This is a genomic window from Terribacillus saccharophilus (assembly GCF_002272075.1).
GTDB lineage: Bacteria > Bacillota > Bacilli > Bacillales > Amphibacillaceae > Terribacillus > Terribacillus saccharophilus_A.
Window position 1 is genome coordinate 11,268 of record NZ_NPBJ01000015.1, and the last position, 21,672, is coordinate 32,939.

Annotated in this window: 19 protein-coding genes; 3 read left to right on the forward strand and 16 right to left on the reverse strand. The window is 43.3% G+C overall.

The window, feature by feature from the left end:
- Positions 1-56: 56 nt before the first annotated feature.
- The 7 genes from CHH48_RS08035 to gnd all read right to left on the reverse strand — a co-directional run bounded on the left by CHH48_RS08035 (position 57) and on the right by gnd (position 8,779).
- Positions 57-746, reverse strand: a complete 690-nt coding sequence (locus CHH48_RS08035; RefSeq protein WP_095218628.1) for a response regulator — start codon at positions 744-746, stop codon at positions 57-59.
- Positions 746-2,353 (reverse strand): sensor histidine kinase, encoded by a 1,608-nt coding sequence (locus tag CHH48_RS08040; RefSeq protein WP_095218629.1) that lies wholly within the window; start codon positions 2,351-2,353, stop codon positions 746-748. The genes CHH48_RS08035 and CHH48_RS08040 overlap by 1 nt, the downstream gene beginning before the upstream one ends.
- Positions 2,354-2,712: 359 nt before the next feature.
- Positions 2,713-4,173: a sodium:solute symporter family protein gene (locus CHH48_RS08045; protein WP_095218630.1), complete on the reverse strand. Its 1,461-nt coding sequence runs from the start codon at positions 4,171-4,173 to the stop codon at positions 2,713-2,715.
- Positions 4,170-4,370: a DUF3311 domain-containing protein gene (locus CHH48_RS08050; RefSeq protein ID WP_095218661.1), complete on the reverse strand. Its 201-nt coding sequence runs from the start codon at positions 4,368-4,370 to the stop codon at positions 4,170-4,172. Before CHH48_RS08050 ends, CHH48_RS08045 begins: the two co-directional genes overlap by 4 nt.
- A 567-nt stretch (positions 4,371-4,937) precedes the next feature.
- A complete protein-coding gene (locus tag CHH48_RS08055) occupies positions 4,938-6,260 on the reverse strand; it encodes a GntP family permease (RefSeq protein WP_095218631.1) in 1,323 nt (440 codons plus the stop codon).
- 60 nt (positions 6,261-6,320) lie between these two features.
- Positions 6,321-7,847: a gluconokinase gene (gene gntK, locus CHH48_RS08060; RefSeq protein ID WP_095218662.1), complete on the reverse strand. Its 1,527-nt coding sequence runs from the start codon at positions 7,845-7,847 to the stop codon at positions 6,321-6,323.
- 35 nt (positions 7,848-7,882) lie between these two features.
- The gene (gnd, locus tag CHH48_RS08065; protein ID WP_095218632.1) at positions 7,883-8,779 is read right to left on the reverse strand and encodes a phosphogluconate dehydrogenase (NAD(+)-dependent, decarboxylating); all 897 of its coding nucleotides are present in this window, start codon (positions 8,777-8,779) and stop codon (positions 7,883-7,885) included.
- Between the two features lie 133 nt (positions 8,780-8,912).
- Between gnd and CHH48_RS08070 the strand changes: the two genes are divergently transcribed.
- Positions 8,913-9,758 carry a MurR/RpiR family transcriptional regulator gene (locus tag CHH48_RS08070; RefSeq protein WP_428848877.1) on the forward strand — a complete coding sequence of 282 codons (846 nt, stop codon included), beginning with the start codon at positions 8,913-8,915 and terminating at the stop codon, positions 9,756-9,758.
- A 19-nt stretch (positions 9,759-9,777) separates the two neighbouring features.
- Here CHH48_RS08070 and CHH48_RS08075 read toward each other — a convergent pair whose 3' ends face one another.
- The 5 genes from CHH48_RS08075 to CHH48_RS08095 form a co-directional block, all read right to left on the reverse strand.
- Positions 9,778-10,491: a GntR family transcriptional regulator gene (locus CHH48_RS08075; protein WP_095218633.1), complete on the reverse strand. Its 714-nt coding sequence runs from the start codon at positions 10,489-10,491 to the stop codon at positions 9,778-9,780.
- A 102-nt stretch (positions 10,492-10,593) separates the two neighbouring features.
- Complete coding sequence (locus CHH48_RS08080) at positions 10,594-12,009, reverse strand: glycoside hydrolase family 1 protein (RefSeq protein WP_095218634.1); 1,416 nt, start codon at positions 12,007-12,009, stop codon at positions 10,594-10,596.
- A gap of 1 nt (position 12,010) precedes the next feature.
- Positions 12,011-13,339: a PTS cellobiose transporter subunit IIC gene (gene celB / locus CHH48_RS08085; RefSeq protein WP_095218635.1), complete on the reverse strand. Its 1,329-nt coding sequence runs from the start codon at positions 13,337-13,339 to the stop codon at positions 12,011-12,013.
- A 15-nt stretch (positions 13,340-13,354) separates the two neighbouring features.
- A complete protein-coding gene (locus CHH48_RS08090) occupies positions 13,355-13,687 on the reverse strand; it encodes a PTS lactose/cellobiose transporter subunit IIA (RefSeq protein ID WP_095218636.1) in 333 nt (110 codons plus the stop codon).
- On the reverse strand, positions 13,684-13,998 hold the full coding sequence (locus tag CHH48_RS08095) for a PTS sugar transporter subunit IIB (RefSeq protein WP_095218637.1): 315 nt from the start codon (positions 13,996-13,998) through the stop codon (positions 13,684-13,686). The genes CHH48_RS08090 and CHH48_RS08095 overlap by 4 nt, the downstream gene beginning before the upstream one ends.
- 293 nt (positions 13,999-14,291) lie before the next feature.
- Between CHH48_RS08095 and CHH48_RS08100 the strand changes: the two genes are divergently transcribed.
- The gene (locus tag CHH48_RS08100; RefSeq protein ID WP_095218638.1) at positions 14,292-15,353 is read left to right on the forward strand and encodes a hypothetical protein; all 1,062 of its coding nucleotides are present in this window, start codon (positions 14,292-14,294) and stop codon (positions 15,351-15,353) included.
- Positions 15,354-15,744: 391 nt separating this feature from the next.
- On the opposite strand, the gene CHH48_RS08105 is transcribed toward CHH48_RS08100, so the two are convergent.
- Genes CHH48_RS08105 through CHH48_RS08115 form a run of 3 tightly spaced genes read right to left on the reverse strand, consistent with a single transcriptional unit; the run spans position 15,745 to position 18,241 of the window.
- Positions 15,745-16,119 carry a hypothetical protein gene (locus CHH48_RS08105; protein ID WP_095218639.1) on the reverse strand — a complete coding sequence of 125 codons (375 nt, stop codon included), beginning with the start codon at positions 16,117-16,119 and terminating at the stop codon, positions 15,745-15,747.
- An 18-nt stretch (positions 16,120-16,137) separates the two neighbouring features.
- Positions 16,138-16,992 (reverse strand): pentapeptide repeat-containing protein, encoded by an 855-nt coding sequence (locus CHH48_RS08110; RefSeq protein ID WP_095218640.1) that lies wholly within the window; start codon positions 16,990-16,992, stop codon positions 16,138-16,140.
- A gap of 22 nt (positions 16,993-17,014) precedes the next feature.
- Positions 17,015-18,241, reverse strand: a complete 1,227-nt coding sequence (locus CHH48_RS08115; protein WP_095218641.1) for a PucR family transcriptional regulator — start codon at positions 18,239-18,241, stop codon at positions 17,015-17,017.
- A 210-nt stretch (positions 18,242-18,451) separates the two neighbouring features.
- On the opposite strand from CHH48_RS08115, the gene CHH48_RS08120 reads away from it, so the two are divergent.
- A complete protein-coding gene (locus CHH48_RS08120) occupies positions 18,452-20,458 on the forward strand; it encodes a methyl-accepting chemotaxis protein (RefSeq protein WP_095218642.1) in 2,007 nt (668 codons plus the stop codon).
- 36 nt (positions 20,459-20,494) lie between these two features.
- On the opposite strand, the gene CHH48_RS08125 is transcribed toward CHH48_RS08120, so the two are convergent.
- Entirely contained in the window at positions 20,495-21,670 is a 1,176-nt protein-coding gene (locus CHH48_RS08125; RefSeq protein WP_095218643.1) for a GTP-binding protein, read from the reverse strand.
- Positions 21,671-21,672: the final 2 nt, after the last annotated feature.

A 21,672-nucleotide genomic window follows, 5' to 3' on the forward strand; every position in this document is an offset into this window, starting at 1 on the left:
ACATAAAGAACGTTTTGTTCATTAAGTTCACGGCATTTTCTTTACGAACGCCAGGTTTATTTTGAGTCTGACTGATCATCCAAGTAATATCGCCGTTCAGGCCGACCGACGATTCCGTATACTTGTTCAACTTTCACTTCATCAGTGCCGACCAAATATTCCAAGTATCTCCGTGCAGTTGTTCTTGAAGCGCCTATTTTTTCTCCTGCTTTTTCAGAAGTTATCCCATCATGCTCTTGCTCTAAAAGCTTTTTGATTTTCTCAAGTGTCCGAAAGTCAATTCCTGTGGGAAGAAGAGCGACGGATTGCTCAGGTTGATGTATTCCGAATACTTGCTCCAGGATCTCTTTATTAACCTCAGAAGTCGATTGAAGCATTTCCCTTTTCTTGAGATAGCGGGATAAGGAGTCTTTAAATTGTTCTATTGTGACCGGCTTGATTAGATAATCTTGGACCCCGTAGGCCAATGCTCCTTCTAGAAAGGCTTTATCAGTGGCTGCTGTAATAAGGATGATGTCCACACGAGGATGTAACTGCCTGATTTGGGGCAATAGTTCTGTGCCAAGCTGGTCAGGCATATAAACATCAAGCAGTAATAAATCGACAGCATGGGTTTTAAGCAGCTGTAAGGTCTCTTTTGCATTACCTGCTTTCCCTACTAACTTGAGGTTTTGCATTTTGGCTAAGAACTCTTCATGAATTTGCGCTACACGAAAATCGTCTTCTGCAATGATAACATGACACATTAACGACCCCTCCCAAATCTTTTATCCTTATCCTTAGGCAGAATAACGGTAAAAATTGTACCTTCATGCTCATAGCTATCCATCTCAATATTCCCTTGAAGCACTTCTACTTCTTCTGTGACATGGGCTAATCCGTAGCCCCGATTATTCCCTTTTAAGGAAAAGCCTTTTTGAAAGATTTGCTGCTCCGTACCTTTTTCAACACCATTTCCATTGTCTGCTATTTCAAAAACGATGTCCCGCCCTAAGTCGGTAACGAAAAATGAGACAATCTTTTCTTCTTTATCCATAACAGCATCAAATGCATTATTTATGAGGTTGCCTAAGATAATTATAAGTGGCGTCAGACGGATATGATCCGGTAATGGCTCGAGAGAACTGCCTTCTTCAATCTTAAAGTTAATTTTCTTCTCAGAGGCTTTCGCCAATTTACCTAGTATTATGGCTTGCACCTTCTCATCACGGATATTTCTAAAAAACATTTCTGTTACTTGTTGTTGAGCTTGTGTTTCTTCCTGAATCATTTTGATCGCTTCTTGAAGTTTCCCTAATTGAATCATCCCTAAAATGACATATAGTTTGCTTGTAAATTCATGAGCTTGAGCTCTAAGATCCTCCGTATACTGTCTAACTTCAGACAGGGCATCAATCATCTTCTTAATCTCGGTTTTGTCCCTAAAACTAATAACTGTACCGATTACGTTATCTTTCATGCGCATCGGCCTTGTGTTAACAATCAGATTCTTATCTTTCAATTGCAGCTCTTTATTTACAATTGTTTCTTTAGAAACGACCATTTCAAGGAATTGGGTAGAAGCTATGACTTCATATACCGTTTGACCTTCTGCATGATCAGGAAGGTCCAATAACTCTTGGGCTGAAACATTAATCATTGTTATGATTCCTTTTTGATCAATCGCAACAATTCCTTCTTTGACGGATTGGAGAACAGCATCTCTCTCTTGGTATAGGGTTGAAATTTCATACGGTTCAAGCCCTAATGTATCTTTGCGAATACTTCGGGCCAGAAAGAAGCTGCCTGCAATTCCTAAGACAAATACAGCACTTGAGGCCGCGATGATTTTCTTTATATCAGCTGTGATTTCATTATGTATGTCATTCATTTGGAACTCCGTTATAACTGCACCTTCCAATTTCTTGTAATTCCCATAGTCGACTAATATAGGTGAAATTCCTTTGAGGATCTCATCATTGCCTTCCCCCGTGTGAAGGATGTAGTTGCTGCCAAACACGACGGCTCGGTAGTAATCCGTTGGTGCTACAGGTGAGCCTGCGCCTGAAATCCCCATCGTTTCTCCGTTTCGGGACACTACTTTAATGGTGGAAGCACCTACTTCTTCTCGGATCTGTTCCGAAACATAATTAATATCTTGCGGGTCTCTATTCTGAATAAATGTTTCTTGGACTACCGGCATGTAAGAAACGGTTTTGGCCGTCTGCAATGCCATGTTCTCAGCTTTTTCCACATCTTCATTCGATTCCATATAGGCAACCATGAAAGTGACGAGGCTTAAAACGAGGAGCAAGAGAAAAATAACTAATCCTAAAATTTTCACCTGTAACGATACTCGCAGAAGATTTCTCATTGTTACCTCCATTGAATGTAATCGTATTACTCTCTTACATCGCGTTTTTTTGTAAGGGCTTTCAATCCTATATTAGCAACTTTACAAAAAATCAACAATTTAAACTTGACAATACAAAATTTGTTTAAGCTTATGTAAGTAAAATTCAAAAACATCCACTTAAAAAAGTATGAGTGATTGAAAGTTTTTTCCCTGTAAGACTATGGATTAACTGCTTTAAAGTGAGACAACCACACGAAGGCTGCGGCTTTGAGCGCAATTATATTCTCAATTTATCTAAGATAAAAAATCCGAACGGATGCAAATTTGCACCCGTTCGGATTTTTTGTTTAACTTAAACTCTCTGACCCAGCCGCCAACTATTTTCCAGCTAAACCATGATTTCTTCTCGTCGCCAAGCTCACCACAATCATGACTACACAATTAACAACCAAAGCAATGATCCCTGTGTTCACATCATTCCATGATTGAGATAGAGATGGGATTAAATCCACTAATGTAGTTTGACTTGTTGTGATATAAGCCACAACAGCTAGTCCGGCAATGATACCTGCTGCTGCTCCATACTTATTAATGAAGTTCCGCTTCCATAAGCTGGAGAATAGTGACGGAGCGAGCTGTGTCATTAGGCTATAACCCATCAATATGATATTTGATAAGGTTGCTCCACCATGCAGTGTGAAGTAGACTGCCAATAAAGAAACAACCGGAACAAACAGTCTCGCCAATTTTCCTATTGTTTTGTCACTTGTCTTAGGCGCAAACACTTGATAGATATTTTTCGCGAGTAGCGTAGCTGTGTTCATGATCAGTAAGGAACCTGGTACCAATGCTGTCAGCAAGCCCGCGCCACCGATGATGCCTATCACCCACGGGTCGAATGTCTCAATCGATAATCGTAACAAGGAGAGATCCACATCTTCTCCCTCCAGCCCGGGTACAGTCAAAATTGCAGCTGTTCCGACGAAAAAGACGAATAAGAGCATAAGCGTATAAAGCGGACTGATGATCGCATTTTTTCGGAAGACTTTTTCGTTTTTCGCAGTATATGTGGAACTGAACACTTGCGGCCACATATAGAAACCTAGCACAAGCAGCAAGACAGTAGATATGACCCAAGTCATACTGTAACCTTCATCCGGGAACTTGAGAAAATCAGGGTTTGCTGCATGGACTGCCTCGAACATAGGCTGGAATCCGCCATAATAATGTAAGGGCAGATATATTCCAAGGAAACAAATGACGACTACCATAACAATATCCTTGATCGCAGCTGTCCATGCAGATCCATGCACACCCGATAGCATTACATATATTGTTAAGCTGATGGCGCCAATCCAAACTGCAGTTTGCATAGAAATAGCGCCATATGATGCCTGTGAAACGATGATTCCCAAGCCTTTGAGCTGTACGACAATGACAGGTAGCATACCAATCACCCCGACTAGTGCAACAAGTACACCTAGATACGGGCTGTTGAATTTACTGACAAAGAAATCGGATTGTGACACAAGTTTGTGTTCCTTAGCGTATCGCCATATGATCGGCAAGAGCCAATAAGACACCACGTACGACAAGCCAATATACATGAGCACATATAATGCAGGTGCTCCTTTACCATAAGCCCAGCCGCTTCCGCCAAGGAAGGAGAATGTTGTATAAATTTCACCTGCCATAAGGAGGAAAACGAAGATACCGCTGAACCCTCTGCCTCCGACTGTCCATTGCTCCAGATCCATGTCTTTTCCTTTGGTGGATCTGATTCCTAAAAAGACTGCTAACAGCAAAAATACCGATATAATAATAAGTGCAATATTCATTTTTTCTCATCCTCTTTATTCCGTGGATCTAGTTTGTACATGATAGCCAAGGTTGCTGAAGTAAGAACAGTCCATAGAACCACCCAAAACATCACGAATGGCATGCCAAGTACAAAAGGTTCCACTCTATTTGCAAATGGGAGGAATCCTAGCATCCCGATGAAAGGAATGACAGTGAGAAAATATAAACGTTTCATTTTTGATTTCACCATCCAAATTTGTTTTGCATTACTTTTCTCCTGAAAAGCACATGATGATATCATAATCCTTCTTCTCTTGATAAGCAAAATTAATTTAGAAAAGACACAAGAGGATGAGACATAAATAAAATTTTAGTTCTTAAAACGAAAAATACTCTTGAGCGCCGCTCCGGCAGAATACTCCGCTTTCCGCGGGCACGGCCTCAGCCTCCTCTACATTGTCTAGCTACAAAGACCAGAAACTACGATATATGTAATAGCCCTGCAGGGTAACAAACACCCTTTCAGCCTCTTACATATCTCTACGTTTCTAAACGGTCTTCTCCGCTTTTCGTTTGAGAAACACCACGCTGCGGGGTCTTCAGCTCGCGCTGTTCCCGCTGGAGTCTACGTATTCCGCCTACGCTAATCCTTTATCCCAATCAAAGGTATGTCATAGCTAAAAAAACAAATAAAAAATCCGAACTTATGCAATTTCTATTAAGAGAAATTCGCATTACAGTTCGGATTTTTATTTAGCTGAAACACTTTTGCCCCAGCCTTATATAATCGAGATTCACTATATCAAACAAATATATCCATAATCAATACGCCGCCGAATGCAACAAACGATAGAATCGTTTCGAGGACGGTCCATGTTCGGAATGTTTCTTTGACGGTAAGTCCGAGGTATTCCTTGACCATCCAGAATCCTGCGTCATTCACGTGGGAGAACATGAGGGAACCGGCTCCTGTTGCGATAACAAGAAGCTCTAGATTTACGCCTGACATGTGCTCGATGATTGGAGATACAATTCCTGCTGCTGTTGTCAGTGCAACTGTAGCGGAACCTGTTGCAATTCGGATCAGGCCGGCAACGATGAATGCGAGTACGATTGGAGAAAGAGATAAATGCTCAGACATTTGTGCAATTGTATCACCAACCCCACTGTCGATAAGCACCTGCTTGAACCCTCCGCCAGCACCAATAATCAAAATAATGGAACCAACCGGAAGAATGCATTCCTCCGTCATTTTTTTCAAGCGATCCTTATTCATACCTTGACGGAAGCCAAGGAAGTAGTAAGCCGCAAATACAGCAATCAATAAGGCTACTAACGGACTTCCGATAAAGACAAGCAGTTTCTCTGCTAAACTAGGAAGCGACAGATATGGCCCAATTGCTGATAGAATCATTAATATAACTGGCAGCAGGATAACAAAGAAGCTAATACCTGTGCCTGGCTTGCTTTCCGGCTCGGTGATTTTAATGAGGTTAGGCTCACCTTGTGGAATAACACGCTTATGCACCCACTTGGCAAATACCGGTCCGCCAAGAATACCTGCTGGGATAGCGATAACAAGGGAGTACAACAATACCATCCCAAGATCTGCTTCGAAAATACTGATAGCCGCAAGAGCACCAGGATGCGGCGGCACAAGTCCGTGCACAATAGAAAGACCGGCGATGACCGGCAAAGCGATCAGCAAAATATTCTGCTTTGTCGTCTTATAGATACTGATAACAAGCGGAAGAACTATCAGAATACCTACCTCAAAAAATACTGGAATTCCGATAATGAAACCGGCTATAAACATTGCCCATGGCAATCTTTTCGGCCCAAATATCTTTACAAAGAAGTCTGCCACCTGATTACCAGCACCGGAATCTGCCATCATCTTACCGAGTATGGTACCCAGCGCCAAAATACCGACGAGATGCCCGAGCACGCCGCCGACACCCGTTTCATACGCTCCGACAATCTGATCAAATGACAAACCTGCTGTAATCGCAAGGAATAGACTGGCGACGGTCAAGCTGATAAAAGCATGCCACTTGAATAATGTGACACCAATAATGACGATTACAATCGATAACAACGTCATGAGTAAAAGATAGATCTCCATCTCTCGATTTCCCCTCTCTCTATTTAAGCGCTTTCAAACCTATAGGCGGAAGTTGCTGCGTTAGCGCAGCATCCTCCGCTGGAAATCAGCGATTCGTTCATATTCTGTCTGGAAGCTTCTTGATAGCTGAATATAGATACTCATGAGTTCCTGATACACTTCAACACATTCCGGGTCTGGAGTATGATGATGTGTCCTGCCAATCATGTCATTCACGACATCAAAGGAATCGATATCTCCTAAGCTGTATAATCCGAGAACAGCTGCACCTAAGCAGGAGCTTTCATAACTTTCCGGAATATGAACTTCCTGGTCGAAAATATCCGCCATCATTTGTCTCCACAATTCAGACCGCGCAAATCCACCTGTTGCTTGGATCCTTTTCGGTTTACCGGTCAATTCTGTTAAAGCAAGCAGTACAGAGTACAGATTTAAAAGTACACCTTCCAGCACTGCCCGGATCATATGCTCCTTTTTATGATGCAGACCAAGACCGAAGAATGAGCCGCGTGCATTGGCATCCCAAAGCGGAGCCCGCTCTCCAGCCAGATACGGATGGAATAGCAAGCCGTCTGATCCCGGTTTCACCGTAGAAGCGATTTTTGTCAGCACTTGGTATGGATCAATACCAAGTCTAGCCGCCGTTTCTGTCTCAGCAGCTCCGAGCTCATCCCGCACCCAGCGCAGCACGACGCCCCCGTTATTCACGGGACCGCCGATGACCCAATGATTCTCCGTCAAGGCATAACAGAAAATACGGCCCTTCGGATCAGTCGTTGGCTTGTCCGTTACAGCACGGATTGCACCGCTTGTTCCGATTGTGACAGCTACTACACCTTCATCGACTGCGCCTACACCTAAATTCGATAGGACACCATCACTGGCACCGATGATAAACGGTGTTTGCCGCAGTACTCCAAGCAGTTCAGCCATTTGCTCTGTGAGACCAATGAATTGATACGTCGTCGAAACAGGCTCAGATAACTTATCTTCCGTAACCCCAGCTACCTGCAATGCTTCCTTATCCCAAGCAAGCTCTTCTAAATTGAACATCCCAGTTGCAGATGCGATAGAATAATCGATCTTATAACTGCCGAACAGCTTGAAAAAGACATACTCTTTAATCGAAATGAATTTAGCCGCTTGTTCAAATGTAGCTGGATGTTCTTCCTTAAGCCAGCGTAATTTTGACAGAGGAGCCATCGGATGGATTGGTGTGCCGGTGCGCAAGTAGATGCTATGGCTATCCGTCTCTTCTTTGATCTTTTCCGTCCATTTCGTCGCTCGGTTATCTGCCCATGTAATGCATGCTGTCAACGGTTTATTGTCTGCATCCACTGCAATTACACTATGCATCGCCGAACTGAAGGAGATGCAGCGGATTGCTGCTTTGTCCACACCGCTAACTTGGATCGTATCCCGGATTGCTGTGACAACAGCTTGATAGATGACTTCCGGGTCTTGTTCTGCTGTTTCAGCTGTCGGCGAATGCAAAGGATATTCGATACCTTCCTTTGCAATCACCTCGCCTTTGGTCGTGAACAGGACTGCCTTCGTACTTGTGGTGCCCATGTCCACACCGATCATATAGGAAGCTGCCAACGTCTTCTCCTCCCTTTTCTTTAGCGTTTCACCACTGCATGTCCACCGAATTCATTTCGCAGTGCTGCGACTACTTTTCCAGAGAAAGTATCTTCGTCCAAAGAACGATAACGCATCATAAGTGACATTGCGATAACAGGTGTCGCTGCTTGTAACTCCAGTGCCGTCTCAACCGTCCATTTTCCTTCACCGGAAGAATGCATCACACCGCGAATCGCATCAAGTTTCGGATCCTTGCTGAAAGCAGATTCTACTAGTTCCATCAGCCAAGAACGGACAACAGATCCGTTGTTCCACATTTTCGCTACTTGTTCATAGTCGAAGTCGTAATCACTTTTCTCCAATACTTCAAAGCCTTCTGCAATTGCCTGCATCATGCCATATTCGATTCCATTGTGGACCATTTTCAGGAAGTGGCCGCTGCCGCTTTTACCAGCATAGTGATAGCCATTTTCTACACTAATCGCTTGGAAGATTGGCTCAATTGTTTTAAATACTTCTGCATCGCCGCCGATCATTGTGCACACGCCGTTACGAGCGCCGTCAGTTCCGCCGCTTGTGCCAACGTCGAAGAAATGAACGCCTGTTTCAGCGAAGATTTTGGATCGTTCCACGGATTGCTTGTAGTTGGAGTTACCGCCATCCATCAGGATGTCTCCCTCGGATAGGTAGCCTTTTAATTCCTCCAGCACTTTATCAGTAATCTCACCAGCCGGTACCATTGACCAGACGATTTTAGGGCTTGGCAGTTGTTCTACCAATTCTTTTATAGAACTAGCAGCTGATCCTTTAGATTCAGCAAATTTAGTACGTGCTTCTTCACTTACATCAAAAGCTACAACATCGAAGTTGTTATCTAATAAATTCAAACCAAGATTGAATCCCATTTTTCCAAGACCGATTAATCCAATATTCATGATAAGTTAGCTCCTTCAAAATAATTTTCTATTTATGATACCATAATACGAAAATAATTTTCATATAGCAACCGCTTTCAATGAATTTGTGCTATACTGCTTATACAATTAGGACGAAAGGCAGCTGATTTTCTTGGCACAACAAGGTTTAATGGGGATCCGCTCCCACTATCCACGGCTGAGTGAAAAAGAGAAAAAAATAGCAGATTTTATTTTGGAACACCCGGAAAAAATTGTTCACCAGACTATCAGCCAAGTAGCAGATCAGCTCGAAGTAGCGGATGCTACTGTATCTCGTTTTTGTAAACGAATCGGATATAAAGGCTTTCAAGCATTGAAAATTGCATTAGCACCAGAAATCATCGCTCCCAATAAGATGCTGCACGAAGACGTAAATGATACGGACGAAGCAAAAATGGTTGCAGAAAAGATTTTTCAATCCAATATTAGGACATTGGAAAATACATTGCAGGTTCTGGAAAAAACAGAGCTGGAGCAAGCTGTCACTTTGCTACTAGAGGCAAGAAGAGTGGAGTTTTATGGGTTTGGCGGATCAAATATGGTCGCAATGGATGCATACCATAAGTTTGTTCGTTCTGGTGTGCCGGCTTTTGCGTTTCCTGATGCCCATTTACAGCTCATGTCTGCCTCCCAACTGACAGATCAAGACGTCGCTTTTATCTTTTCCCATTCAGGCGCCAGCAAGGATGCGTATCAGCTGCTTCAAACCGTCAAGAAGACAAGGGCGAAAACGATCGCCATCACCGGTTTTCCAAAATCCCCTATCGGCCAGCAGGTGGACGTTGCCTTGCATACTAGCTCGGAGGAAACCGATTATCGTTCCGAAGCGCTTGCGTCGCGGATTGCACAGCTGAGTATTATTGATGCCCTTTATGTGACAGTCATTATGCGGCAGAAAGAAAAAGCCCAAACTTCCGTTGAAAAGGTACGGAATGCTATCGCCGCAACAAAAATGTGACCCGCCAGAAGCTGACGGGTCACTTAGCATTTATATTTACTGTTGTAATTTCGAACTTATCAAAACGATGTCTTGCAAAGGAATATTCGAAGGCAATACCGGTATTGAGATAAGCAACCTGCTCAATCACAAGTACAGGCTCATTTTCGGATAGTCCCAGTTCCTCCATGTCTTGCGCTGTTGCTTGCTCCGCTCTGATTCGTCGGCGCGATCCCGCTATTTTCAAGCCAAGTTCTTTTTCCATGTATGCATAAACCGAGTTATGCAAGATGGTCGGAGTAATACCTGGAATGAGCGGAGTCGGCATATACGTTTCCTCGATTACATGGGGATTATCATCGACACAGCGTACACGGATGTGATGATAGACAGGCGTATCTTCCGAAATGGCTAAATACGATGCCACTTCAGCTGTTGGGGCAATCATGTCAAACAATAGAAGTTTTGAGGTGACTTGCTTTTCCTTCATTAAGCTAGTGAAGCCGAGTGTTTCATTCGTCCCTACGTGAATATAGTCCGATTGGAAGGAAGACTGTACAATGAATGTTCCATGTCCGCGTTTTCTAAAAACGATTCCTTCCGATGCGAGTACATCAAGCGCACGCTTAATTGTCATCCTGCTGCAGGAAAATTCTTCGACAAGGCTATGCTCATCTGGTAACGGCTGGTCCAGAGGGTAGAATCCTGATTCGATACGATGTCTGATTTCTTCTGATATCACTTGATATTTCATAGTGTTCCTCCTCTGCTGCCGATCTGTTTGTTGTTAGCTTATCAAAATACTGGAATTGCAGCAATCTGCCAATGAAAAGGACGGCCATATTGGCCGCCACTATTAAAAACCGTGTCGCTGTACGACTTGTTTCATCCATTCGCCGCTTTTCTTAATAGTACGTTCCCCGTCCTTTTCCAGGTTAACCGACACGAAACCGTAGCGGTTTTTATAAGCATTCGTCCACGACCAATTATCCATGAATGTCCACAAATGATAACCCTTTACATTCGCACCTTCATTTAAGGCCTTGTGCACCCAGCGTAAATGATCCTTAATGAAATCGATTCGATAATCATCCTGAATGATTCCTTCAGCATCGCGAAACTTCTCTTCCCCTTCGACACCCATACCATTTTCAGATATGAAACAAGGGATGTTTCCATAGTTATCACGCAAGTTGACAAGTATATCGTATATTCCTTTTTCGTAGATTTCCCAGCCTCGATGCACATTCATCTTCCGGCCAGGCATCTCATAGGAATCAAAGAATCTATCAGGCATGAACGGTGCATCTGGGTGGACAGTATGTTCCTTTGCCTTCACACGCCGCGGCTGATAGTAGTTCACTCCGAGCAAATCGACCGTATTCTCACGAATGACCTTCAAATCGTCTTCCGTATAAACTGGCATATAGCCCTCATTTCGAAGTATGTCTACCAATTTATGCGGAAATTCACCTTTCACAGATGGATCTAGGAAGGAACGATTGAAGAAAGCATCTGCAATCCGGGAAGCTTCCACATCAGCTGGATCACTGCTTCGTGGATACGATGGTGTCAGGTTTAAAATGATACCAATCTCACCATCTTGTCCTTGTTCCCGATATGCCTGAATCGCAAGGGAACTTGAGAGCTGCGTATGATATCCAACTTGTACAGCACGCCTGAAATCTACGACATTTGGATAATGAAAGTCATACAAATAACCGCCTTCTACTGGCACGATCGGCTCGTTATGTGTGAACCACTTTTTCACTTTATCGCCGAACAGACGGAAGCATGCTGCCGCATAATCTCGATAGGCATCGACGACCTCCCTGCTTTCCCAGCCGCCTTTTTCCTGCATCACCATCGGCATATCAAAATGGAATAGATTTACGAATGGCTCGATATCGTTATCAAGTAATTCATCAATTACGTCCTGATAAAATGCTGCCGCTTTTTCATTGATTGCTCCTGTTCCTTCTGGAATCAGTCTTGACCAGGAAATCGAGAATCGAAAGGAGTTGTGGCCGACTTGCTTCATTAAAGCAATGTCTTCTTTGTAACGATAGTAGAATCCAGATGTATCGGCAGGACCGATACCGTTATGAAAACGGTTCGGTTCCTGCTCATACCAATAATCCCATATGTTCTGCGTCTTACCGTCTACATCCGCAGCACCTTCCATCTGGGGCGCCGATGAGGAAGAACCCCACCAGAAATTATCAGGAAATTGATAGTTACCTTGCTGTTGTTTTAGTTCTGTTACTTCCATATCAAATCTTCTCCTTTGGTACTTTTATGTCAGCTGCTGCATTTTTCTGCTCCGCTTCACGCTCCTGTTTGATATTCATTCTGTCGATGAATTTAAGGAATGGGAACCAAATGACGAATACGATCAAGACGTTAACAAGCTGCAGCAGTGAGCCGGCAATCGAGTTGGTTGCCAGGAATCCGCTTATGAAAATCGGAACGGTCCATGGAATTGTTACCCCAGTCGGCGGCGGCACAAGACCAATAGCCATTGCTACATAGCTGACGACTGTTACGACCATTGGCGCGATGATCCACGGCAGCAGAATCAGCGGGTTCATTACGATCGGCAGTCCGAAAATAACCGGCTCGTTAACGTTGAAGATACCTGGTCCGATTCCTAGCTTACCGACCTGTTTCATCTGCTTGCTCCGCATGAACAGAAGGATTGCCACCAGCACAGCCAGCGTCATACCCGTACCTCCAGCTCCAACAAGATAGACCTCGATAAACTGTTTATTGATGATATGCGGTAATTCTCCTGTAGTTGTATAAGCTTGCAGGTTTTCCAAAGACAATGTATTCCAGATTGGATCCATCACCGAGTTGATAATGATTTGTCCGTGAAGACCAAAGAACCAAAGGATTTGGATGAAGAATACGGCAATCAATGTAGCCGTAAGCCCTCCGCCAAGTCCGACAAGCGGCGCCTGCACTGTGTTGAAGATGACATCATGTAAATTTGTGTTGAAGCCTTGTGTCACAATGATATTAAGTATTAAGAATACGGTTAGCGTAACAACCGCCGGGATGAGGGCAGCGAATGATTTCGATACAGCTGGCGGTACACCTGCCGGCATCTTAATGACAATTTTCTTCTGTGTAATAAAACGATAAATCTCACCCGAAAGGAATGCGACAATCATACCGAGGAACATACCCTTTGCTCCAAGACGATCGACAGCAAGCACATTACTTACTACTTCACCGCTTTCCGTCGAAACGACATATGGTGTCAGCAGTAGAAATGCGGTCAATGCTACAGCTCCGCCGAAAATAGCTTCCACACCATAGCTTTTCGCCAAGTAGTACCCTATACCAAACACAACAAAGACAGACGCGATATTCATTGTGGCATTCGGCGCTGGTCCAAGCGATTCCTGGATTCCAGCTACCAGTGATTCACTCATCACATTGTCCAGGAAGGGCAAATTGGCCAATACGACCATGATCGAACCGAAAATCGTCAATGGGAACGCCAGCATGAAGGCGTCCCGCAGTACACCGAGATAGCGATTGTTATTCAGCTTACCGGCAATCGGAATCAAAAACTTACTAAACTTATCGAACATTGCCTGCTTCCTCCTTTAGCTCTTCAGCTCTTGGAAAATTGGTATCATTTCTTTGACCATTTCCTTCATCGTCAATGTAGACATAAAATGGTCCTCTGCATGAAGGAACAAAAGAGAAAGTTCCTGCTGCTGGCCTGCTGCTTCCTGCTGTACCAGCTGGAAATGGACCTTGTGCACAAGTGACAGATCCTCCTCAGCGTCTGTCAGCATTTCATTGACTTTCTCTATGTCACCCTCACGATAAAGCCGAAGCGCTTGCAGAACTTTACTTCTGGCATTACCGCTATGCAGGATCATCTGAAAACAAACCTGCTCCTCAGTCAGCTCTTCCAATTTCAGCTCGCTCATGATGTAGCTCCAATCAGTCCAAGCGCCTGTTTATACGCTTTCTCTCCGTCAGCCATACCATATGCCATCATGTCGATTACTTCGACCTTGATACCATATTTCTCCGCTTCAGCCGCAAGTTCTCCTTTGAGAAAGCTCATTTGCGGCCCGATTAATACAACATCAGCATCAGCCATATCTTTTTTTGCCTGATCCTGACCGACTGCCCAAATCTTTGCTTCTTCTCCAATCGAATCTGCAAACGCTTGCATTTTTGTGACTAAAAGACTCGTACTCATACCGGAACTGCATGCTAAAAGGATTCTGTTCATTGGATAACACTCCTTGATTTTATTAAAAGCGCTTTCATTTGTATTATATAACTTATTTTCCATTTGTCTAGACATTTAATTATAAATGTTTATACTTTTATCGAAATTAATCATCTATTTGTTTGGCAATAGGAATAGGCTTCTAATGCCTAAATATGTTAAACTAGCTTTATCTTTTTAGGGACGGTATAGCTGCTTTTGAATCAGATGAAAGTAGTTTTCTTATAATCGCAGTCTATTAACACCACCCCCTTAACCGTCCAGCATATTATGACTAATAGGAGTATTGGTATATGGCTGTTATTGAAAGCGCGGAACAATTTGTTACACATTTACACACATGGCATAAAACAATAAAAACACGCGACCGAGCTCAATCAGCTAAGCTGCGCGAGGAAGCATATGCCGCTTTGCATGCAGGTGAATTTATAGACGAGCTATGGGATCGTTTTTTGCTGCTAGATGCGCGGTTTGATTTTCTAAAGGGAGATATTGATCTTTGCGAGGAAAAGCTGCAAAGATTGAATCCGGATGAGCTGAATGATTACCAGTCTTTTTTCTATTACAGTTTTCTGGCAATCGTGAAGTACAGCAGAAAAGAATACTTTACGGCTATCAATCTATTGGAAAAAGCAGAATTACATATGCATGCAATTGAGGATGAAGAAGAGCATGCCGGCTTGCATTATAATAAAGCGATGCAATTCTATTATTTGGACATCAATGCCTTGTCCAGTTTTCATTTGGAACAGGCTATATCCATCTACGCGAAAAATCCACAATACGAATTAAAGGTAGCCAATTGCAAATCCCTCCAAGGATTAAACCAAATCGATCTGCGGGAATTCGATAAGGCAGAGAACAATCTCCTCGAAGCCCTCTCCATTGCTGAAAAACTCGGACAGGAAGATATGGTTGTTGCTTGCGGATTCAATATCGGTCTCATGTACCACAAACAGCAGGCCGATGAGAAAGGTATCCCATACCTGATGAAGACCGTTACCTATTCGGAACATCCCTTGTATGTACAAGCACTGTTCACGCTGACTCGTTCCCTCTATATCCTTGGAAAATCTGAACAAGCGCAAGCCTATTACAAAACTGGCATGCGTGTATGTGAAGAAAAGGGCAATCTAGAGTATCGCTGGCAGTTCGCCATTCTTTGGGCGAAATATGTCGATCGTGACACAATGGATTATGTATACGATTCAGCTATCACTTATTTCAAAGAGAACGGACTGTTCTACCTGATGCGCCGATATGCCCGCGATTATTCTCAATTCTTGTGGGAAGCCCAGCAAATCGAGAAATTCCATTACTATCATAAGTTGGCATTGTCGAATGACTTTCAATAGAAAAACAGCCCAAATAAAAATCCGAACGATGCAAAATCAAATGAGAAATTTGCATCGTTCGGATTTTTTATTCGAATTACGCGTAAGGATCCCGCTCCGGCAGAATACTTCGCTTTCCGCGGGCACAGCCTCAGCCTCCTCGCGGAAAACCACCGCTGTGGGGTCTTCGACTTGTGCTTTTCCCGCAGGAGTCTTCGCATTCTGCCTGCGCTGTTTAAGTCTCCCATATGAAAGAGATATTAGTAACTACTAAATAGCGATGGAAATACACGGAGACTCCTTAACATGCGATACGTAAAAAGTAGCACACATCAAAACCAGCAAAAAAATTATTTATCTTTAATCGCGAACTAGCTGATTATAACCAAGCCCCGCTTCTTTATTATTTCTATCAACCTTCCGCCAAAACAGCGTATCTAATCAATTCGCCATCCACTTCTGCCAGCAAGATAGATCCGTTCTCGTTTATAGAATAAATGGATGTCCCAACAGGTAAATGAGTGGCAGTTCCATCTTCAAAAGATATGCCATCAGTGGAAGACTTTTTGATCTGACCAACCTTTTCCTTCTTGGTGACGTCTTCCTCATCCAGCCAATCCATACCTGTTTGATAGACAGTTCCATTATGCTGAAGTATATCTGCATCCTCTTCCATTAAGAGAATTTCCTCAGCAGTTGGATTACCGATAGTAACAACTTCTTCTTCACTGCAAGCAAATAAGAATACCAGACAAAATAGCAATATCGTATAATGCATGATCTTCATCACTACATACTCCTCTGCTTAAGATGCCCAATGATATGGCTGTACCAGGTAGGAAGGCAACTTTGTTTGTTTATTTCCTTTTGCCGAATTAATCTGCATCTGCGTCAAGAACATACTAGTAGACAGATTTGCTCCTTCCAGATTCGCATCACGCAAATCTGCGCCGATAAAGTCGACAGCCCGTAAATCGGTATCTTTCAGGTCAGCTGCAATCAGATAGGCTCCTCTAAAATCTGCTGCCCTGAGGTCTTTCCCTTTTGCATTTTTTCCTATCCAATCTGCACCTCTATAGTCCAATACTCGGTTGCCAGGTATGGAGTTTGTTATAGAACTTCGGATGTGACTGCTCGTCTTGGAGAGCAGCTCATTCACAGGCATTCGGAGCTCCATTATATCCAAATCTAACAAGCTGCCAGCATCGAGATTTGTTAAACTTTCCAATTCCTTTAGCTGAAGTGTGAGTTCTTTATGCAGATCCTGCGGCACTTGGTAAGACAACGCCTCTGTAACATAGGCTAGCATCTCATACAGCTGGACCATCACTGGGAAGACAGAGAACATTTTTTCGGCGACTTGCTTGCTTTCTCTCCAATCCTGTCCATTGAACGTGGTTTGAGAGACTTGTTGACCGGCACCAAAGCAATCAAAAACAGTACATCCCTTATAGCCCTTCCCTCTCAGCTCACTATGGATCTGACAACGAAAATCAGACTCCAGGTTAGGACATGGAACACCTGCGGGTTTGTCTATAGCAAAGTCGCTGGATGCCACAATATGAAGTGCTGTACAGCATAAGCCAAAGCAGTTTGCACAATCTGCTTGCAAACCCTTTCTATACTCCCTGGCAGTAAGGATATCGATTTGAAAAGACATTAGCACTCTTCCTTTTCGTAAATTACTTTTCTTCTCTTCCCCTCGTCATCAAATCCAGCAGCAGCTGAAACCTCTGCAGCATATCCGTCAAATCAAGCTGCAATGCCTCATTGATCTGATTAATCCGATAATTTACCGTATTCGGATGAACAAAGAGTGCTGCTGCAGTAGGTTTGATCTTACAGTTATGAAGCAGATATATTTCAAGGGTTTTCAAGAGTTCCTTCTTATCGTTCGGATCAAGCTTTCGAATCTTTTTCAAATGTTCACTTTCATAGCCTAGCTCGTCATTTTTGTCAGCTATGGCCTGCAGATACCGGTATACATGCAATTCTTTGTAATAAAGAGAGACTGGACGATGGGTCAGCCTGCTGGCATGAATCACCTCTTTTGCTTGATTTGCGCTTTTCAGCAAGTCGAGAGGATTTTGATAGATACCGCCGACGCCGCACAGGACAGTTGTATCTCTATCCTTCACATAATCACGGATACGCTGGATGACTTCCCTAGCTAATGCTTCGATTGGTGCATCAGCTCGCTTTCCGCCGAGTACAATGAGCAGTATGTCGTCCTGTGTGAGCACATGGTGCAGTTTATCCTCAAGCTGTAAGGATGTCTGGGCAACCTGCTGGAGATCGTAAAGGAGCTTATCGTCCTTAGTTATCAGTTCAACAGCCGCAACAGCAAAATGTTCGGGTAGCTTCACGCAGAATTCCTTTGCTCCCCACTCCAAATCAGTAGCGGATTTATATAATTTATTAAAAATATTCTGATAAAGTTGATCCTCTTTTTCCTCTTGCTTCAGCTTCGACTTCTGAATGTCATAAATAAGTCTGCCAATGTGAAAGGAAATATCATATAGAAAACTAAATCCTTCAACAGGCAAAGGTTCCTCCATCTGCTGAATCCAAATGTAGCCCATGATGCGGCCCTCATGCTTTGCACTTACTACAATCCTTGTATTCAAGCCTATATCCGGCATTGCTTCTACTACAAAAGGACGCTCATATGTTTTCAGCTTGTTAACGACGCCTGCATCTATGAAAGTTTCATAAATCGGCAACGTCCACTTCTTCGTGAAAATCGTCTGCTGGTTCGCTTCATCAAAATGTTGGATGTAATGCGAATTATACGCAAGCAACGTATAGTCGGCACTCTCAACAATCACTGGCCGCTCCAGCTCGAAGCTAAGCAAATCGATAACAGCATCCAAGTCATTTATGGATAATACCCGATCGAATAACTCCATAGCTCATACCCCTAAGCATTTTCTTTTATCATAACCGAGTCAGAATAGATTGCCTAGTCGTGAATATGCATCCTTTCTCCCGTTTATTTAAGAGAGAAAGCGTTATCTTCCTACCTATCGGAAAATACCTACACAAATACCTACATAATTCTTTTTTCCTACCGATAAAAGACAAGAAAACAGAACTAGAATAGAGGGAATCAACTTTTTATGGAAGAAACTAAAAGAAGAGGTAATTTCTTCACACGCAAAATACTTCGAAAAATTCTTTATCCAATTATCACGATGTTCATACTTTCCGGTTTGATTACTGCCTACTTGAGCTATGAATTTAGTCGGGAGACAATGCTTGAGAGTCAGACAAATACAATGCGCGATCAGACCATACTACAGTTGGATAGTATCTATAACTTATTCCTAGATAACATTGAATCAACTGTAAATAGCGTTAGTGCAATGGATTCAATCAGAAACTATGATCCAGAGCGCCTTGAGCGTACATTAGAAAGTAGCACAAAACAAAATCCAAATGTAGAGAAGATTTTTTATCAGCCAATTAATGGAGACATGGTGCAATATCCGGATGCAGATTTAGGAAAGGATTTTGATCCTACTACACGCCTGTGGTACAAACTAGGTATGGAGCTGGAAGAAAACCCTGGATATACAGATCCGTATATCTCCAAAGGTTCCGGAGAACTTGTAGTCAACGCTGTAAAACCTGTTTTTGATACAGATAACCAACTAAAGGGTCTTGTCGTTGTTGAATTCAATCTCTCCAGACTTACTGACTTAACTAAAGATGTAAAAGTTGGTAAGACAGGATATGCAGTTGTGTTTGATAAAAATGGTCAATTTTTATCACACCCGGATAAAGAGCATCTTGCAACAGATGCTTCTAAAGAAGACTTCTGGAAAAAAATACAGAAGGCCGGCTCCTCAGGAATAGTAAATTATGAGTTCGAAAATGAAAATCGTGCTATGGCTTTTACAACAAATGATCGCACCGGCTGGACAATCTCCGCAATTGTTCCAACACAGGAATTTAGTGATGATGCAAAAGGGATAATTCCACCTTTACTAATTACTGTCTTAATTGTTTTGGCAGTCGCACTGCTGGTCACTTTCTTTGTTGTAAACTCCGTTATTAAACCTATCAAGACGCTTCGAGATAAAATGAAACAAGTCGAAGATGGCGATTTAACAGTTCAGATGAACAATAAATCCGCAGACGAGATGGGCGATCTATCAAGCAGCTTCAATAATATGATTGGTAACATTCATGGCATGATGCAGCATAACACTGCTATCTCATCTAATGTTCAGTCCGCATCGCAGGCACTGGCGGCGAATGCAGAAGAAAATGCAGCCACTTCCGCAGAAGTAGCGGCGACTATGGAAGAAATTTCTGCTGGTACGACGAGTCTGGCTGAAATCATGGAACGCAATACTGTTGCGACAGAAGCGTTATCTGAGAATATCAAACTTGTGAATGCGCACAACCAGCAAGTATATGAAGAAGCGCTGGAAATGACGGAATCGGCTAAAGTCGGTGGTTCACAGATGCAGCAATTGATTGAGCAATCAAAAGACGCCATCGAAGCAACGAGCAAGATAGAACAAGCTGTACAGAACCTGCAGCAAAAATCCGCTAATATCAGCGGTATCGTTAATACGATTACAGATATTGCCGGACAAACGAACCTGCTGGCTCTGAATGCTGCAATTGAAGCAGCACGTGCTGGGGAGAGCGGCAAAGGTTTTGCTGTTGTGGCAGATGAAGTTCGTAAGCTAGCAGAACAGACAGAACATGCACTTCGCGATATCGGTTCTATCGTACAGGAAATCCAATCTGAAACGGCTGAAACAGCGGCCTTCGCTACAAAGACTGGCGACGTTGTCCGCGGACAAGAAACAGCCGTAAATAATACAAAAGAAATCTTTATCCAAATCCAGCAGGCAATTGCATATAACATGGAATTGACTGCAAGGACGAAGGAAGAAATGAAACTCATGATGGAAAGAGAAGCTACTCTAGCGACCAATACGGGCGAAATTGCCGCAATAAGCCAGCAGACAGCAGCCGGTACAGAAGAAATTACGGCATCTGTAGCAGACCAAACCCATAGCATGGATCAATTGAAAGAGTTAGCTGAAAAGCTTGAGCAGGATGCCAATACATTACAAGAGCAACTGCAGCAATTTAAATTAGATTAACAAAAACCCGCTTTCCATTTGGAAAGCGGATTTTTTCTATACAAAGGCTGGCAACGGATCAGAAAATATGGCACTATCCTGCTTCATTTCCGCATCTGTTAGTAAGCACGCATCCAAACTCCTTGTTATTTCTTCTTTATCTAAACCAATACCAATAAAAACTAACTCCGTCATTCTATCTCCATACTCTGGGTGCCATCTAGCGGCTAGTTCCTCGTCCTCGGCTCGTATAGCTTCCTGTTCTTCCGGCGAATACGTGCTGATCCACGGTCCCGCAGCCTCGATTGCCAGCGATTGGCCAGCCTGCGATAATAAGCCGCTTGTATCCGGGCGAGATGCGAGCCAGAAAAAGCCTTTAGCCCGCACTACTTCACTTGGCCATTTCTCCAGCCACTTCATCCAACGCTCTGGATGGAACGGCCGTTGCCTTCGATAGGCAAAAGATGAAATTCCATACTCCTCAGTTTCCGGTATATGCTCACTGTTCAGCTCTTTGATCCAGCCGGCAGATTGGCTGGCTTTTTCAAAGGAGAATTTCTTCGTATCCAAGATACAACCTGGATCTGCTTTCCCATACTCCGTTTGATGGATGTCCGCTTCTGGGTTCAGTGTATGCATCAAGCTGTACAACCGCTGCAGTTCTTCCTGATCCAGCTGATCTGCTTTATTAAGCAAAATTACATCTGCAAATTCGATTTGGTCGAGCAGTAGATCAGAAATTTCCCGTTCGTCTTCTTCAACGGCCTGCTGCTGTCGATCCAATAATGACTCTCCTGATTGATAATCATGCCAAAAGCTCCCCGCATCTACAACCGTAACCATCGTATCCAGCCGGCATTTGGCAGACAAGTCAATTCCGAGTACATCCTCTTGATACGTAAAGCTTTGTGCTACCGGAATCGGCTCAGAAATCCCAGTGGACTCCACGATGATATAGTCGATATCCAAATCTGCCAGCTTGTCGATTTCAATGATTAAGTCTTCTCGGAGCGTACAGCAGATACACCCATTTTCTAGCTGGATTAGCTTCTCATCGGTGCGCTTCAACCCGTCCTGCTCGACCAAATCAGCATCTATATTAATTTCACTCATATCATTCACGAGCACGCCTATTTTCAGGTGCCGCGTATTAGCAAGCAAATGATTGAGAAGAGTAGTCTTGCCTGCTCCAAGGTAACCGCTCAAGACGGTTACCGGTATTCTTTGATCCACCG